Genomic DNA, 13916 nt, shown 5'->3' with positions numbered 1-13916 from the left:
GGATCAGGGATCGGGGGTTGGGGATCAGGGATCGGGATTTAACCCAGCGGTGCAGCGTAAAAAAGTGGTAATAGGCTTTGGGCTATTGGCTATCGAAGATTTATTGGAATTTCAAACCAGCCTATAGCCTATCCATACCGATCCCCAACCCCCAATAACCGATCCCCAATCCTCTATTTCATCGCCATTAAAATTTGCCATTGACTCGCTTCATCGAAGGCAACGATTGGCATCACCGCATCGCCAAACACCGCTTGCACCCGCAAGCCAGCTCGTTGCAAATGCTGCTGCCATTCGGGAAACGTATATAAACGAATCCGCTCGCCTGGATGCACAGCCTCGCCACCATTTGGCTCAATATAGCGATAGGCAGTTTCAATTGTGCCAGTGATGGGGTTAAAGTGCGATTCGCGCAGCACATAGCCCGGCCCAACCTGATGCCAGCCCCGCCGATAGTGCTGCATATAGCTGCTAATCTGATAGGGATTGATACATTGCAGCACTAAACGCCCTTGGGGCACGAGATGATCGGCCAAATCATTCAGCAGTTGTTGATGTTCATGATCGCTGAAAAAGCCCAGCGAGCTATTCATAATCAAGATCACATCATACATGCCCAAATCGTCAAGTTGGCGCATATCGCCAGCAATCACCCGCGCGGGCAATTGCTCAGCAGTAATTTGGGCGCTAAGCTGATCAACTAATGGCGTAGCCAGCTCAACGCCATCAACGTGATAGCCACGCCGCGCCAAACCCAACAGATGCCGACCATTGCCACAGGCCAAATCCAAAACCCGCATATCGGGGGTTAAATTCAACACCGTTTCCAGAAAATCAACTTCATTGCTAGTGAGATTTGCGGCAACATCAGCATAGGTTGCAAACTCGTGAATTTGAAATAATTCTTCCCACCACATCCGCTGTTCATCCATTGCCAACCTCGCTTATAATTTACAAACAATGCCAGTGATTGAGGGTCGCATATGTTGCCAGAAACACTTATTCAACAAATGAGCCATGGCTGGATTCACGCTCCGATTGCCTCGCTGATTTACCACCGCAGCGGGCGCGCCGAATTAATCAACCTTGCGGGAATGGAGTTATTGCAATATCTGCCCGAAGAAGCTACCCAAGCGCAACTGCATTATAATCTGCATCGTGACCCTTCGCTTCAAGCGCCACTGACAAAAAATGCAATCACCTCAGCCTTCGAAGGCAAAAAATCGCGCATCGGCGAACTCGATTATGAGTTGCTGAACGTCCATGCCCGCCCATCTGGCAAGCATATCGTGGCGCGACTCAACTTGGCTCCGTTGCGTGTCGAGGAGAAAACTGGCGACTATATTGTGGCATTTTTTACGGATATTACCTCGCAAGTAACCATGCGCCGCGAACTCGATAGCCGCAAGCACGAAATTCAGCTTGCCGAGCAGCAACAAGAGGCCATGCGCGCCGAAATCGAGGCCCGTTCGGCTCCAGTTGTGCCAGTGCTACCTGGTATTTTAGTGCTGCCGCTGGTTGGGGCCGTCGATTCACGCCGCGCCGAATATGTGTTGAATTGTTTGTTGGAAGCTGCTTCCGAGCATAGCGCCGATACGCTGTTGCTCGATGTGACTGGGATTCCGGTCGTTGATACAGCGGTTGCTAATTATTTGCTGCAAGCAATCAAAGCGCTTAAGTTGCTCGGCACCGATACGATTGTGGTTGGCATCAGCCCTGAAATTGCCCAAACCCTCGTTCAATTGGGCTTGCGGCTCGAGGATATTACCACCCGCGCCGATTTGCAAAGCGGCTTGCAAACCGCGCTCCGTCGGCAAGGCCAAGTTATTCGTGCTCGTTCGTGAGGTGCGCCCATGGCTCCTAGTTTAAATACACTCATTCGCAGTAGCGCTTGGTCGGTTATGTCAATCGGTTCAGCAATTTACGATAGCACTGGCAAGGCTGTATACACCAACACCGCGTTACGCCGCATTTTCAATCTAAGTCCAGCCGAAATGTTGGAGCTGCAAGCAAATTACAATTTATTTGCTGATCCTTCGCTGGCTGATCCCGACGTTCAGGCAGAGATCAAACGCGCCTTTGCTGGCGAAAAGGTCTTTTTGCCAACTTTAGATTATGTGATTGTCGATGCGCATGGTCAGCCAAGCAACCGCCATTTAGCTGCGCGTTTTATGCTCAAACCATTGGGCGATGCTCAGCCACCAGAATATGTGGTGGGCTATTTTCACGATGTTAGCGAAGCAATGGAGCTGGAAACTCAAATTAGCGCCCGCCGCGACGAAATTGCGCGTATGAGCCAGCAAGATTCTTTACTCAAGGCAGAAATTGCTGCACGCGCCGTGCCAGTCGTGCCAATTTTGCCAGGTATTTTGGTCTTACCCTTGGTTGGCGGCATCGATCCCGTCCAAGCTGATCAGATTATTACAGCCTTGCTTCAAGCCAGTTCACGCAACAACGCCGACACTGTAATCTTAGATTTAACGGGCGTGCCGGTGGTTGATACTGCTGTGGCTAACTACATCTTGCAGGCCATCAACGCGCTTAAGTTGCTTGGCACCGAAACCATTGTCGTTGGCATTAGCAACGAAATTGCCCAAACAATCGTGCAATTGGGCATTCGCTTGGATAGCATCGCCACCCGCGCCGATTTGCAAAGTGGCTTAATGGATGCTCTCGAACGCCAAAACCTGACGATCGAGTCGATCTAACGTGCTATAATCGCTGCATTATTCTCGCTCAATCTGGCTATGCCTTGGCATTGGCTTGTGGATAGGAATTCTGGTTTTGACCTTCATTTTGTTGCTTGATGAAGATCGGGCGTTTTCGGCCACGCTCGCTCGCACATTAGAGATGGCTAGTTATCGGGTGATGCGCGAGTGGACTGAAACCAGCGCCCGCGAAGTTGCCCGCACCCAACAGCCCGACCTGATTTTGCTCGATCTTGAGCTGGGCCGCGAACAAGGCTGGGCCTTGCTTGATGAACTGGTTAGTTTGGGCCTGCGGGTCATGGTGATGTCGCATCGCAGCAGCGCCGAAGATATTGCCCGTGGCCTGCGTGCTGGCGCGACCGATTATATTACCAAGCCCTATCGCACCGAAGAATTGCTGGCGCGGATTGCGATTCGCTTGCGCCAAGCGCCGCCGCCAGCCTTGCAACGCGCCGATACGCGTGCACCCAAACTTGCAGCCGAGCCTGTAATCGAAACGCCTCCGCCTGAACCAGAGGTTGAGGTCGAAGCGCCTGCATTAAATATTCCGCTTGGTCAGCGTCTGCGCCAAGCCCGCAAGCTGCGCAACATCTCGCTGGTGCAAGCCAATTTGGATACCAAAATCCAAATGTACTATATTCAGGCAATCGAAGAAGAAAAATATGCTCTGTTGCCGCGTGGCAGCGCCGCCGAAGAAATTGTGCAACGCTATGCCCAATTTTTGAGCGAAGATCCAGCCCAAGCCTTGGCCGAGTTTCGGCGCTTGCACCATAGCGATGTTGAAACCCTGCGCAATTTGGGCGGTCAGCCAGTGCGCTATCAACGCCGAATTTCGTGGCCGTTGGTTTTGAGCCTCGTGGCGCTGTTAACCTGTGGCTTGGGTTCAGGCGCAATTGCCCTGCTCTTCCCTGAACAAACCCGCAACGTAACCACCAACGTGCGGGCGATGTTTAGCGATCCAACCGCAACGCCAACCCTCACCCCAACGCCAACGGCGACCCCAACATTAACGCCAACGCTCACGCCGACGGCAACTCCAAGCCCAACGCCAACAGCTACGCCAGAGCCAAGCCCAACCCTTGATCCAAATGCGCCCACGGCGACACCATAAGGAGTTTGTATGTCAATCAAAGCTGATCGCTGGATTAAGCGCATGGCTCAAGAACACGGCATGATCGAGCCATTTATCGATGGTCAAGTGCGCGGCGGAGTCGTTTCATACGGCTTGTCGTCGTATGGCTACGATATTCGCATCGCTGATGAATTTAAAATTTTCACCAACGTCAATTCAGCAGTTATCGACCCCAAAAATTTCGATCCACGTTCATTCGTCGATGTCAAAGCCGATGTTTGTATCATTCCGCCAAACTCGTTTGTGCTCTGCCGCACCATCGAATACTTCCGCATTCCGCGCAATGTGCTCTGCGTGTGCGTCGGCAAATCGACCTATGCCCGTTGTTTTAGTGGTGACACTCGAGTTGCGCTGGTTGATGGCACAAACCCAACCTTGGCCGAAATGGCCAAACGCTCAGAACAAGGCGAGCTATTCTGGGGCTATAGCATTGGGCCAAATGGCCGAATTATTGTGACCCTGCTTGAACAGCCGCGCTACATTGGTCGCGATAGCTTGCTGGAAATCACGCTTGATAATGGCCAGACCATCCAATGCACACCCGATCATGAGTTTATGCGGCGCGATGGCACGATGGTTCAAGCTGCCAATTTGCGCCCAAATGATTCGTTGATGCCATTGTATCGCCAACTTTTTCGTGGCTACGAAATGGTCTATCAATTAATCAATGGCCATTATGTTCCAACCCATCGCCTAGCCGATGAATGGAATCTTCGACATAATATTTATACAGAGCAAGCTAATACCCATCGCCATCACATTGACCATGATCGGCTCAACAACCAACCATGGAACATCATGCGCATGGATGCTGAAGCGCATATTAAACATCACAATGCAATATCGTATGGGTCAGATTTTGATCCAGATGAACATAGCGCATCTATCAAACAAGCATTAGAACGATTACGCCAAGATGATGATTGGTATAGAAACTATTGCGATCAACAAAAACAACGTGCACGCTCATTCTGGGATTCATCAATTTATTTAGAAAAACGTCAAGAATGGTATGAGGCACACTTAAAATATTGGGCAGATCCTCAAAATCGTGATGCTCAGCGATTACGTCAAACAAATTTTTGGCAGAATAATACCGCTGCACGTGAACGAGTTTCTATTGCATCTAAGGAATATTGGGAATCTGCATCTTTGGAACGTCACATGCAACAACAAGAAATAGCTCGTTCTATTAGATTACGAGATGAAATTACAGAAGAACGAGTACTTGCTGCATTGCATTCAACAGGTTCCATTCGAGGCGCAGCACGGTTACTTGATTGTGATCGCAGCGTATTTCGTCGCTTCCCTGATGCAATCGCATCATTTAGAGGAAATAAACCAGTCAATCACAAAATCACGGCGATCAAGGAATTGGCTGGGACACATGATGTCTATTGTTTATCCGTACCTGAAGCTGGCAACTTTGCGCTTGATGCAGGCGTTTTTGTTTCAAACTGTGGTCTGATCGCGAATGTAACGCCCTTCGAGCCAGGCTGGGAAGGCTATGTGACGATCGAAATTAGCAACACAACGCCATTGCCAGCCAAAATTTACGCCAACGAAGGCATTGCCCAAGTGCTGTTTTTCGAGGGCGACGAGTTGCCAGAAGTGGCCTATGATGATCGTTCGGGCAAGTATCAAGGCCAAACAGGCGTGACTTTGCCGCGAATTTAATTATTAATTTGGCCATTTTAATAAATCAGCCTACAATACAAGCAACCACCACGTTCGTGGTAGCAAGGATGTAAAAGCGTATGTTGGTAACAGGTGTTGATTTAATCGAAATCGATCGGATTAATCAGGCAGTTTCGCGCTGGGGCCAGCGTTTTGCCCGCCGCGTGTGGACCGAGGCGGAATGGTTGCGTTGCCGCGATAGCGCTCAATCGCTCGCGGCCCGCTGGGCAGCCAAGGAAGCTGCCGCCAAAGCGCTTGGGGTTGGATTAAAAGGCATCGGCCATCCCGCTTGTTCGGTTGCATGGCGCGAGATTGAAGTAGCCAACGATCCTCAAGGCAAGCCTATGTTGCGGCTCCACGGTGCAGCCCAACAACGTTCCGAAGAGCTAGGCATTCGCCATTGGTCGGTCAGCCTTTCGCATAGCGGCGATCAAGCAATCGCCTTTGTGGTAGGCATGAGCTAGCTCAAATAGAATCAATGGGCGCTAGGTTTTGTCTAGCGCCCATTTGTTATTTAAAAGTTGGTATCTTCCAAGAACGAAATCAAGCGGCCTTCTGCATCATACAACGAAGCATTATCTTGATCGCTATTGTTCCAAATTGGGCCTGATGCAGTCGAATCAATCGTGCGCGTTTCGCCAGCGGCAAGGCTCCCGCCGAGGGTTGCGTGCAACTGATTGCCGCGAATGCTGCAAATGCGCCAGCCATCAAGCGCAACCGGCGCATTGCTCACATTTTGCAGCACAACTTTTTCGGCACTTTTATCCACGCTCACAATTTTCACAGGATAATTGCTGGCCACGGTTGGGTCGGCTTGGCAATTATTAAATGATGGTGGCGGTGGCGCAGGCGTTGGGGTTACAATCGGCGCTGGGGTCGGCGTTACTGGCAGCTGCGGTTGCGGAATTACGCCCCTATTGTCCAAAACTTCTTTGCCCAACAAGCCCAGCAAAACCTTAAATTGATCAGGATTGTTGGGATGCCATTCGAGCCGCGCGCGCTCAAACCATTGCGTTTGCACCGTATCACCATTGGCGTTGGTTTCAAGATTCACGCCAGTCAAGGGCAAACCAAAGAGTTGCAACGAACGGGCATAATTATCCAAGCCATCAATTTTCAGGCCATGTGATTGCCAATAGCTTTTGAAACCAAGGCCATTGCTTTGATCGCACACGTTATGGCCAGTTTCTTCAAACCACAAACAGCCAGCTTGCGGCCCAGCCTCGCGCGGCGCAACCTCACGCCCAAGCTGCTGCAAGCGTTCTTTGCCCAACAAACCCAACAATACTTCATAGGCAGTGCCAGCATTCTCAGGGTGTACTTCAAAACGATTGCGTTCAAGCCATTGCGTATGATAACTCATCCCCGTATCTGGGTTGGGTTCAGCTTTAGCAAAAGTAATTGGGTAGCCAAAAACTGGCAGACCACCGTTATCATCCCAATAATCGCTGAACGGTTCCTCCAAACAATAGGGGTTGTTGACTTCAACAAAGCATAAATTATGGGCAGCGGCGGCGCGGGGCAATAAACCAGCAAGCAGTAATAGCCAAATCCAACGGCGCATAGCAGTTCCTCAGCTAAAAAATTTGTTGCTAGTATACCAAAGGCTGGCTTTTTTAATTGATTAAATAACAGCAGGCCCGCTGATCAAGTTTGATCAACGAGCCTGTGGTTGGTGCCGAGGGCGGGAGTCGAACCCGCACCCCCTTGCGAGGAGAGATGTTTAAGACCTCAGCGTCTGCCATTCCGCCACCTCGGCGCAACGAGCGACATTATAGCGCATAGTATATTTTTTGGCAAATTAGTTTTCATTTATTGATATAATATATCAGTAATTTACTGCTATGAGGTAGTGGCATGAGCCTTGACCATGGAATCTATATGCTGCGCGAAGCAACAACCGCTGATTTGGCGGGCGCACGCCAGCTGATGTTACACACCTTCGAGCACGATTTTGGCATTGGCTACGTTGCCAAATGGCATGCTGACGTTGACGATTTAGTCGGAGCCTATCTGGAAAACCCGCGCCAAGTGCTGTTTGTGGCGGTTGTTAAGGCAACTGGCGAGGTTGTCGGCACATGCGCGGTGCGTACTGGCGGCCCCAAACCACCCTACAAGCCCGAATGGCTGGTTGAACGCTATAGCAGCGCCGAAACCGCCCAATTAGTGCGCGTTTATGTCGCAGCTGCCCATCGCCGCGCTGGCTTGGCCCGCCGCTTGGTGAGCCTCACTCGCAACTGGATTCTCAACGAAGGCAGGTATCGCACAATCTATCTGCATACCAACCCAGCGATTGCCGGAGCCGAGCATTTTTGGCGTTCGCTGCCAACAACCGAAATCTACGACGATCGGCCAGATCACGGCGAATTTCAAAATATTCACTTTGAAATGGATCATACAACGCCAATTATTTAATCATCGAGCGCAATTAATTCGCTTTCAGCATAGGTTAATTCGCGAATAGCATCTGCACATTCTTGCCAGCGATCTTGAGGCAATGCCAGCATCAAGGTAATATCGCTGGCAAAATCTTCACTTTCGATCAGCGGATCAAAGCTGGTCAGCAAACGTCGCAATAATTCATATTGATTGTAATTAATTGTGACCATACCAGTGCGCCGAATAACTTGTTCTTTGGTTGGTAAATCGTTGAGCGCTTTTTGCAAAGTTCCGCTATAAGCCCGCACCAAGCCGCCAGTGCCTAATTTGATGCCGCCAAAATAACGCGTTACGACTGCTGCAATATCACCAATGCCACTACCTTGCAAGACTTGCAACATCGGGCGGCCAGCTGTACCAGCAGGTTCACCATCGTCAGATGAGCCAATTTCGGCGTGCGGGCCAAGCCCAATCTGAAACGCCCAACAATTGTGGTTTGCATCGGGATAGCGCGCTGCAATCGTGGCAATTGCTTGCTTGGCATCGACCAACGTTGGCGCATGCACAACCGTGGCAATAAAGCGCGAGTGTTTAATATCTTGTTCAAATTCATGCTCATTGGCTGGAATTTGATAACGAGTTGGAGTCATAACGATAATCAACCTAGCTAAATTAATTGGCGTTCATAGGCAATCGACACCGCTTCGGTACGATTGTGTGCGCCAAGCTTTTGAAAAATACTGTTAAGATGAAACTTAACCGTGCGTTCGGTAATATTCAATGTATAGGCAATCTGTTTATTTGCAAAGCCTTGGGCTAATTCCTGCAAAACTTCGCGCTCACGCGGAGTTAATTCCACCAAGCTTGTATCGCGCTGCACTTGGCGCAACAATTTTGAGGCAATCAACGGGTGCAGCGTCGAGCCGCCAGCATGAATCAAACGAATTGCAGCAAATAATTCGTCGCGCGGCGCACCTTTGAGCAAATAGCCCTGCGCGCCAGCCCGCACCGCCCCAATAATCCGCTCGTCAGTATCAAACGCAGTAAAAACTAAAACTCGTAAATTGTGTGCGACTAAATCGAGCTGTTCCAGCACCGCCACGCCATCTAATTCTGGCAATTCAAGGTCAAGCAGCAGCAAATCGGGCTGAATTTGCTGGCACAATTCCAAGGCTTGGCGGCCATCGCTGGCCTCGCCAACCACCGCAAAATCGGATTGGGTGCTCAAAATGGCAACCAAACCCTCGCGCACCACCGGATGATCATCGACAACAAGAATTCGAATCATGGATTTAACTCCCTAATGGCACGGCAATACAAACCTCGGTGCCAGCGCCAAGGGTGCTTTTGATTTCAAGGTTGCCGCCAAGCAAGCGGGTGCGTTCATTCATGCCAATTAGGCCAAAATGCTGGGGCTTGGCAAGGGTTGGGTCGAAACCACAGCCATTGTCATGCACGCAAATTTCAATCTGGCTGGGCGTGGCGTGATATTCGATCACAACTTGGCTGGCTTGGGCGTGCTGGCGCACATTATTCAAGGCTTCTTGCACAATCCGCAACAAGCCAACTTCAATTCGCAAGGGCAACGGCTGCAAAGCGCCAATTGTTTGTAATTCAAGGCTAAATGGATCGTGCTCGTGGTTCAAGGTTGCCAACGCTTCGACCAAACTCCGGCCTTCCAAGGGAGCCGCCCGCAAATCGAGCACCGAACGTCGCGCCTCATCGAGATTATAGCGCGTCCATTGCAAGGCTTGATGAATTTTCGCGCGACCCCGCTCGGTTGCGCCAATCTCTAGCAGGGCATCGGCGGTTTCGAGCTGCAATAAGACCGCAGTGAGGCCTTGGGCCAAGGTATCGTGAATTTCGCGGGCAATCCGGTTGCGCTCCTCAACCGCACCCAAGCTGAGCGAGCGCTCAAACAGTCGGGTGCGCTCAATCGCCATGCTCAGCAAATCGCCGACGGTGTGCAACAAGCGCAAATCATCGGCGCTCAATTCGCACCAATCGGGGCTAGCCACATTAAAAACACCCAGTTTACGGCCATGTGCCATCAAGGGAATCGACGAATGGAAGCGCAGCCCATCGGTGCCATGGCTCACATTGCGCAGCCGCGTGCAACGAATCACGCTAATATTGGCCGCGCGGTCCAAATTATCATCACGAAAACGCTCCAGACAATAACAATCATCTTCCAAGGCTTGAGGGTGGCACAAAACAGGGGGCAGATGATAGGCCGCCGCCAAATAATGGGTCGTTTGATCATCGCGTAGCAGCCAAACCCAACCTGTGTGCAAACCCAGTAACTCTGCCACCAATTCCAAAACGGTTTGCAAAGCTTGATCAAGCTGATTGCTGCGGTTGAGCGCCTCGGCAACTTGATTCAAAATCGTCAATTCATGGTTTCGGCGCGCCAAAATAGTCGGATCATTGCTCATTATCAACACCTTTGGGGCAATTTTGCCAAATGCACACCGAAGCATGCCAAATTTGCCACAGTTGTGGCTCTCCACTAACAACCATTTTAGTGCGAGTTTGATTGTATGAGCAACTATTTTATCTCAATTAAGGAATTACCATCCAGTGAGCAGCCGCGTGAACGCCTGCGCGACTTTGGGCCGCAAGCATTGTCTGATGCTGAGATTTTGGCGATTCTGCTACGCGTCGGCGTGCAAGGCATGAATGTGCTTCAGCTTGCCCAACTGTTGCTGCGCGAGCATGGTGGTTGGCATGGCCTACAAAAAATCGAGTTCAGCGATTTATGTCGAGTACGTGGAATGGGCGAGGCCAAAGCAGCCCATATCAAGGCGGCACTGGAAATTGGGCGGCGTTTGCTGCTAGCAGCGCCCAATCAACCCTTACAAATCACATCGCCTGCTGATGTGGTGGGCTTGCTGCAAGTAGAGATGAGCCATTTAGATAAGGAGCATCTGCGCGTCGTCATTCTCAATACAAAAAACCATGTGCTGAAAATCGAAAACGTGACGATTGGCTCGTTGAATAGCGCCAGCGTGCGCATTGCCGAGGTGTTTCGCGAGCCGATTCGGCTGAATGCGGCGGCAATTATTGTTGTGCATAATCACCCAAGCGGCGACCCAACGCCTTCGCCCGACGATATTTTGGTGACCAAGCAATTAATTCAGGCTGGGCAGTTGCTCGATATTGACGTGCTTGACCATTTGGTGATCGGTCAAGCACGCTGGGTTAGTATGCGCGAACGGCGCTTGGCTTGGTTGTAGTTTATTCTGGCGAATTCAAATTCGACAAGGTATGGCCCATGCGTTCGCGCTTGGTGCGCAAATAGGCTTGGTTTTCACTATTGGGGTCGGTTTCCAAGGAAAGTTGTTCGACAACGTGCAAGCCATAGCCTTCAAAACCGATGATCTTTTTGGGATTATTGGTTAACAAGCGTAAATCGCGCAAGCCCAAATCGGCCAGCATTTGAGCACCCAAGCCATAATCGCGCAAATCGGCAGGGAAACCCAAGCGTTCGTTGGCCTCAATCGTATCTAAGCCTTGGTCTTGCAGCATATAGGCGCGAATTTTGTTGGTCAAGCCAATGCCTCGGCCTTCTTGGCGCAAATAGAGCAACACGCCACGGCCTTCTTGGGCAATCCGTTGCATGGCTTTTTCGAGTTGCGGGCCACAATCGCAGCGCAACGAGCCAAAGGCATCGCCGGTTAAACATTCGGAGTGAACTCGCACTAGCACTGGTTCGTCGGTCGAAATATCGCCCATAATCAGCGCCACGGCTTCTTTGGCTTGTTGGTCGGGCGTATCAATTTTGCTTTCGTAGGAGATAATTTGAAATTCACCATACTTGGTTGGCAAGCGGGCTTCGGCAGTACGCGTCACCAAAAATTCGCGTTCGCGGCGATAGCGAATCAACTGCTCGACGCTAATAATCTTCAGATCATGCTTTTCGGCAAAGACGGTAAGGTCGGGAATGCGCGCCATCGTGCCATCGTCGTTCATAATTTCGCAAATGACACCTGCTGGATACAAACCAGCCAAGCGTGCCAAATCAACCGAGGCTTCGGTTTGGCCAACCCGTCGTAATACGCCGCCCTCAGCAGCGCGTAAAGGAAACACATGGCCGGGCCGCGAAATATCGCTTGGCTTAGAGTTGGGATTAATCACGGTTTGAATCGTATGCGCTCGATCATAAGCCGAAATACCCGTGGTTACGCCTTGAGCCGCTTCGATTGAAACGGTGAAATTCGTACCAAATTTGGAATTATTCGAGGTCACCATCATGGGAATTTCCAACTCGTCGAGGCGCTGACCAGTGATGGCCAAACAGATCAGACCACGGCCCTCTTTAGCCATAAAATTAATTGCCTGTGGCGTAACAAACTGGGCAGCACATGCCAGATCGCCCTCGTTTTCACGATCCTCATCGTCGACGATGATTACCATTTTTCCGGCTGCATAATCTTGCAGTGCTTCTTCGATGCTTGCCAACGGCATAGCTTCACTCCTTATGCGACAATCAAACACTCATTGTTTGGTACAGACCCAGAGCCAGCGATGGCTGATCGGGGTTGGTTCAGTCAGCACGAAACAATCGTACACGGCCTCTATTGTAAACCCGTTTGCCCGTAAAAGTTGCTCTAATGTGGCTTGGCTATAGCCACGTTCTGCATGCTGCTCGCTAAATCGCTCAAACAAGCCATCATCGCGCTGGGCAAAACCAGTTAATTGCAACCACGAGATACAGCGTTCTGGCTCGAATTGCGAATGCATAATATGCACATAGCCATCGCGCTCGTCGATTTCGACTGGTTGCCAAACATGCTCCAAAAAATAGGGCGTGTTGATGTCGAAAATCCAGCGCCCGCCAGGCTCCAGTGCTGCCGCCACACAGCCAAAAGTAGCGTTTAAATCGCTTGCTTCAAGCAAATAATTTAGGCTATCGTAAAAACAGGTCACTAATTGCACTGGCTGGCTGACCTGCCAATCGCGCATATCGGCGCGCCGAAAACGAATTGAACGTTGCTGGGTTACGTCGCCACGGGCCTTGCGTTGGGCAATGCGCAGCATCTCGCGCGATGCATCAATGCCCAACACATCCCAGCTCAAATCGGCATGCATCAAGGCCAACGTGCCTGTGCCACAAGCCAAATCGATCATCGAACGGCCAGGCACGGGGTGCAGTTCCAGCACACGCTGCAAATAATCAAACATCAAGACGCTAAAATGGAGCTGCCCGTTATCATAGTAACGGGCATAGTCGTTATACATCATTTATCGATTCCATCTAAGCAAACGGCGCTTATTCGGCAAGCATTTTGCGGTCGAAGCGCACGATATTTTCAACATACTTGGCCAGAATATCGACTTCGATATTGACCGTATCGCCAACCTGCTGCTGGCCAATAATCGCCCACGCTTGGGTATGGGCAATAATCGCCAAGCCAAAGCTCTCGTCAGTGGTGCGGGTAATCGTCAAGCTGGTGCCATCAACAGCAATAAAGCCTTTTTCGACGATATAGCGCATCAAAGCTGGGGCAACCCGAATTGTAATCGCTTTGGATTCGCCCTCTGGCTCGATGGCGATAATTTCACCAGTGCCATCGACGTGACCTTGCACATAATGACCGCCCATGCGTCGCCCAGCTGTCAATGCACGCTCTAAATTGACTGCGCTGCCAACCTTGAGCTGGCCCAAATTGGTGCGACGCAAGGTTTCTGGGGCTAAGCCAACCTCAAACCAATCGGCTTCAAAGGCGGTTACGGTTAAACAAACGCCGTTGACTGCAATGCTATCGCCTAATTGGGCATCGCTGGTTGCCACGTTACAGCCAATGCGCAACGTATTATCGCGCTCAAGGCCCGTATTTGCCACCAGAATTGTGCCAATTTCTTCAACAATTCCTGTAAACATTGTACATTCCCTTTAGTAAGAACATAGAACATAGAGCATAAATTTAAGTATACTTTAGCAGTAATTCATAATCACTGTGTATAGCATAATTATTAAATAGAATAAAGAATATCTGTATTTTAAGTAGATTCATTCT

General features: G+C 50.4%; 15 protein-coding genes and 1 tRNA gene. 7 read left to right on the top strand and 9 right to left on the bottom strand.

The genetic code is table 11. The annotated features are described in order from the left end of the window. Positions 1 to 173: 173 nt before the first annotated feature. Complete coding sequence (locus C5S61_RS19515) at positions 174 to 932, bottom strand: class I SAM-dependent methyltransferase (protein ID WP_110517711.1); 759 nt, start codon at positions 930 to 932, stop codon at positions 174 to 176. Positions 933 to 983: 51 nt separating this feature from the next. Here C5S61_RS19515 and C5S61_RS19510 point away from each other — a divergent pair, with 51 nt between their 5' ends. The 5 genes from C5S61_RS19510 to acpS all read left to right on the top strand — a co-directional run bounded on the left by C5S61_RS19510 (position 984) and on the right by acpS (position 5981). Next, entirely contained in the window at positions 984 to 1844 is an 861-nt protein-coding gene (locus tag C5S61_RS19510) for an STAS domain-containing protein (protein ID WP_110517709.1), read from the top strand. Positions 1845 to 1853: 9 nt separating this feature from the next. Next, on the top strand, positions 1854 to 2708 hold the full coding sequence (locus tag C5S61_RS19505) for an STAS domain-containing protein (RefSeq protein WP_110517707.1): 855 nt from the start codon (positions 1854 to 1856) through the stop codon (positions 2706 to 2708). A gap of 76 nt (positions 2709 to 2784) precedes the next feature. After that, positions 2785 to 3819 (top strand): response regulator, encoded by a 1035-nt coding sequence (locus tag C5S61_RS19500; RefSeq protein WP_124033471.1) that lies wholly within the window; start codon positions 2785 to 2787, stop codon positions 3817 to 3819. 9 nt (positions 3820 to 3828) lie between these two features. Further along, positions 3829 to 5517: a dCTP deaminase domain-containing protein gene (locus C5S61_RS19495; RefSeq protein ID WP_110517703.1), complete on the top strand. Its 1689-nt coding sequence runs from the start codon at positions 3829 to 3831 to the stop codon at positions 5515 to 5517. 80 nt (positions 5518 to 5597) lie between these two features. Further along, positions 5598 to 5981 carry a holo-ACP synthase gene (acpS, locus tag C5S61_RS19490; protein WP_110517701.1) on the top strand — a complete coding sequence of 128 codons (384 nt, stop codon included), beginning with the start codon at positions 5598 to 5600 and terminating at the stop codon, positions 5979 to 5981. 50 nt (positions 5982 to 6031) lie between these two features. Here acpS and C5S61_RS19485 read toward each other — a convergent pair whose 3' ends face one another. Then, on the bottom strand, positions 6032 to 7081 hold the full coding sequence (locus C5S61_RS19485) for a lamin tail domain-containing protein (RefSeq protein WP_110517699.1): 1050 nt from the start codon (positions 7079 to 7081) through the stop codon (positions 6032 to 6034). A gap of 109 nt (positions 7082 to 7190) precedes the next feature. Then, positions 7191 to 7276, bottom strand: a tRNA-Leu gene (locus tag C5S61_RS19480). Positions 7277 to 7374: 98 nt separating this feature from the next. Between C5S61_RS19480 and C5S61_RS19475 the strand changes: the two genes are divergently transcribed. Beyond that, positions 7375 to 7932, top strand: coding sequence for a GNAT family N-acetyltransferase (locus C5S61_RS19475; RefSeq protein ID WP_110517697.1), 558 nt, complete (start codon positions 7375 to 7377; stop codon positions 7930 to 7932). Here C5S61_RS19475 and C5S61_RS19470 read toward each other — a convergent pair. Genes C5S61_RS19470 through C5S61_RS19460 form a run of 3 tightly spaced genes read right to left on the bottom strand, consistent with a single transcriptional unit; the run spans position 7929 to position 10331 of the window. Then, positions 7929 to 8546 (bottom strand): YigZ family protein, encoded by a 618-nt coding sequence (locus C5S61_RS19470; RefSeq protein WP_110517695.1) that lies wholly within the window; start codon positions 8544 to 8546, stop codon positions 7929 to 7931. The genes C5S61_RS19475 and C5S61_RS19470 overlap by 4 nt on opposite strands. Before the next feature lie 17 nt (positions 8547 to 8563). Next, the gene (locus C5S61_RS19465) at positions 8564 to 9184 is read right to left on the bottom strand and encodes a response regulator (protein WP_110517694.1); all 621 of its coding nucleotides are present in this window, start codon (positions 9182 to 9184) and stop codon (positions 8564 to 8566) included. Positions 9185 to 9188: 4 nt separating this feature from the next. Then, positions 9189 to 10331 (bottom strand): GAF domain-containing sensor histidine kinase, encoded by a 1143-nt coding sequence (locus tag C5S61_RS19460; protein WP_164689659.1) that lies wholly within the window; start codon positions 10329 to 10331, stop codon positions 9189 to 9191. A 105-nt stretch (positions 10332 to 10436) separates the two neighbouring features. On the opposite strand from C5S61_RS19460, the gene radC reads away from it, so the two are divergent. After that, on the top strand, positions 10437 to 11132 hold the full coding sequence (radC, locus tag C5S61_RS19455) for a RadC family protein (RefSeq protein ID WP_110517690.1): 696 nt from the start codon (positions 10437 to 10439) through the stop codon (positions 11130 to 11132). 1 nt (position 11133) lies between these two features. Here radC and C5S61_RS19450 read toward each other — a convergent pair whose 3' ends face one another. Genes C5S61_RS19450 through C5S61_RS19440 form a run of 3 tightly spaced genes read right to left on the bottom strand, consistent with a single transcriptional unit; the run spans position 11134 to position 13780 of the window. Continuing rightward, positions 11134 to 12363 (bottom strand): bifunctional 3,4-dihydroxy-2-butanone-4-phosphate synthase/GTP cyclohydrolase II, encoded by a 1230-nt coding sequence (locus C5S61_RS19450; RefSeq protein WP_110517688.1) that lies wholly within the window; start codon positions 12361 to 12363, stop codon positions 11134 to 11136. Positions 12364 to 12393: 30 nt separating this feature from the next. Then, positions 12394 to 13140: a class I SAM-dependent DNA methyltransferase gene (locus tag C5S61_RS19445; RefSeq protein WP_110517686.1), complete on the bottom strand. Its 747-nt coding sequence runs from the start codon at positions 13138 to 13140 to the stop codon at positions 12394 to 12396. 28 nt (positions 13141 to 13168) lie between these two features. Continuing rightward, positions 13169 to 13780, bottom strand: a complete 612-nt coding sequence (locus C5S61_RS19440) for a riboflavin synthase (protein WP_110517684.1) — start codon at positions 13778 to 13780, stop codon at positions 13169 to 13171. Positions 13781 to 13916 lie beyond the last annotated feature (136 nt).

It is taken from the genome of Herpetosiphon llansteffanensis, assembly GCF_003205875.1.
Lineage (GTDB): Bacteria > Chloroflexota > Chloroflexia > Chloroflexales > Herpetosiphonaceae > Herpetosiphon > Herpetosiphon llansteffanensis.
This window is presented reverse-complemented; position numbering and strand designations above follow the sequence as displayed.

What these genes read in the sequence shown, in the direction of transcription:
- C5S61_RS19515 (WP_110517711.1), bottom strand. Translation starts at nt 932, where the DNA reads ATGGATGAACAGCGGATGTGGTGGGAAGAATTATTTCAAATTCACGAG.
- C5S61_RS19510 (WP_110517709.1), top strand. Translation starts at nt 984, where the DNA reads ATGTTGCCAGAAACACTTATTCAACAAATGAGCCATGGCTGGATTCAC.
- C5S61_RS19505 (WP_110517707.1), top strand. Translation starts at nt 1,854, where the DNA reads ATGGCTCCTAGTTTAAATACACTCATTCGCAGTAGCGCTTGGTCGGTT.
- C5S61_RS19495 (WP_110517703.1), top strand. Translation starts at nt 3,829, where the DNA reads ATGTCAATCAAAGCTGATCGCTGGATTAAGCGCATGGCTCAAGAACAC.
- acpS (WP_110517701.1), top strand. Translation starts at nt 5,598, where the DNA reads ATGTTGGTAACAGGTGTTGATTTAATCGAAATCGATCGGATTAATCAG.
- C5S61_RS19485 (WP_110517699.1), bottom strand. Translation starts at nt 7,081, where the DNA reads ATGCGCCGTTGGATTTGGCTATTACTGCTTGCTGGTTTATTGCCCCGC.
- C5S61_RS19475 (WP_110517697.1), top strand. Translation starts at nt 7,375, where the DNA reads ATGAGCCTTGACCATGGAATCTATATGCTGCGCGAAGCAACAACCGCT.
- C5S61_RS19470 (WP_110517695.1), bottom strand. Translation starts at nt 8,546, where the DNA reads ATGACTCCAACTCGTTATCAAATTCCAGCCAATGAGCATGAATTTGAA.
- C5S61_RS19465 (WP_110517694.1), bottom strand. Translation starts at nt 9,184, where the DNA reads ATGATTCGAATTCTTGTTGTCGATGATCATCCGGTGGTGCGCGAGGGT.
- C5S61_RS19460 (WP_164689659.1), bottom strand. Translation starts at nt 10,331, where the DNA reads ATGAGCAATGATCCGACTATTTTGGCGCGCCGAAACCATGAATTGACG.
- radC (WP_110517690.1), top strand. Translation starts at nt 10,437, where the DNA reads ATGAGCAACTATTTTATCTCAATTAAGGAATTACCATCCAGTGAGCAG.
- C5S61_RS19450 (WP_110517688.1), bottom strand. Translation starts at nt 12,363, where the DNA reads ATGCCGTTGGCAAGCATCGAAGAAGCACTGCAAGATTATGCAGCCGGA.
- C5S61_RS19445 (WP_110517686.1), bottom strand. Translation starts at nt 13,140, where the DNA reads ATGATGTATAACGACTATGCCCGTTACTATGATAACGGGCAGCTCCAT.
- C5S61_RS19440 (WP_110517684.1), bottom strand. Translation starts at nt 13,780, where the DNA reads ATGTTTACAGGAATTGTTGAAGAAATTGGCACAATTCTGGTGGCAAAT.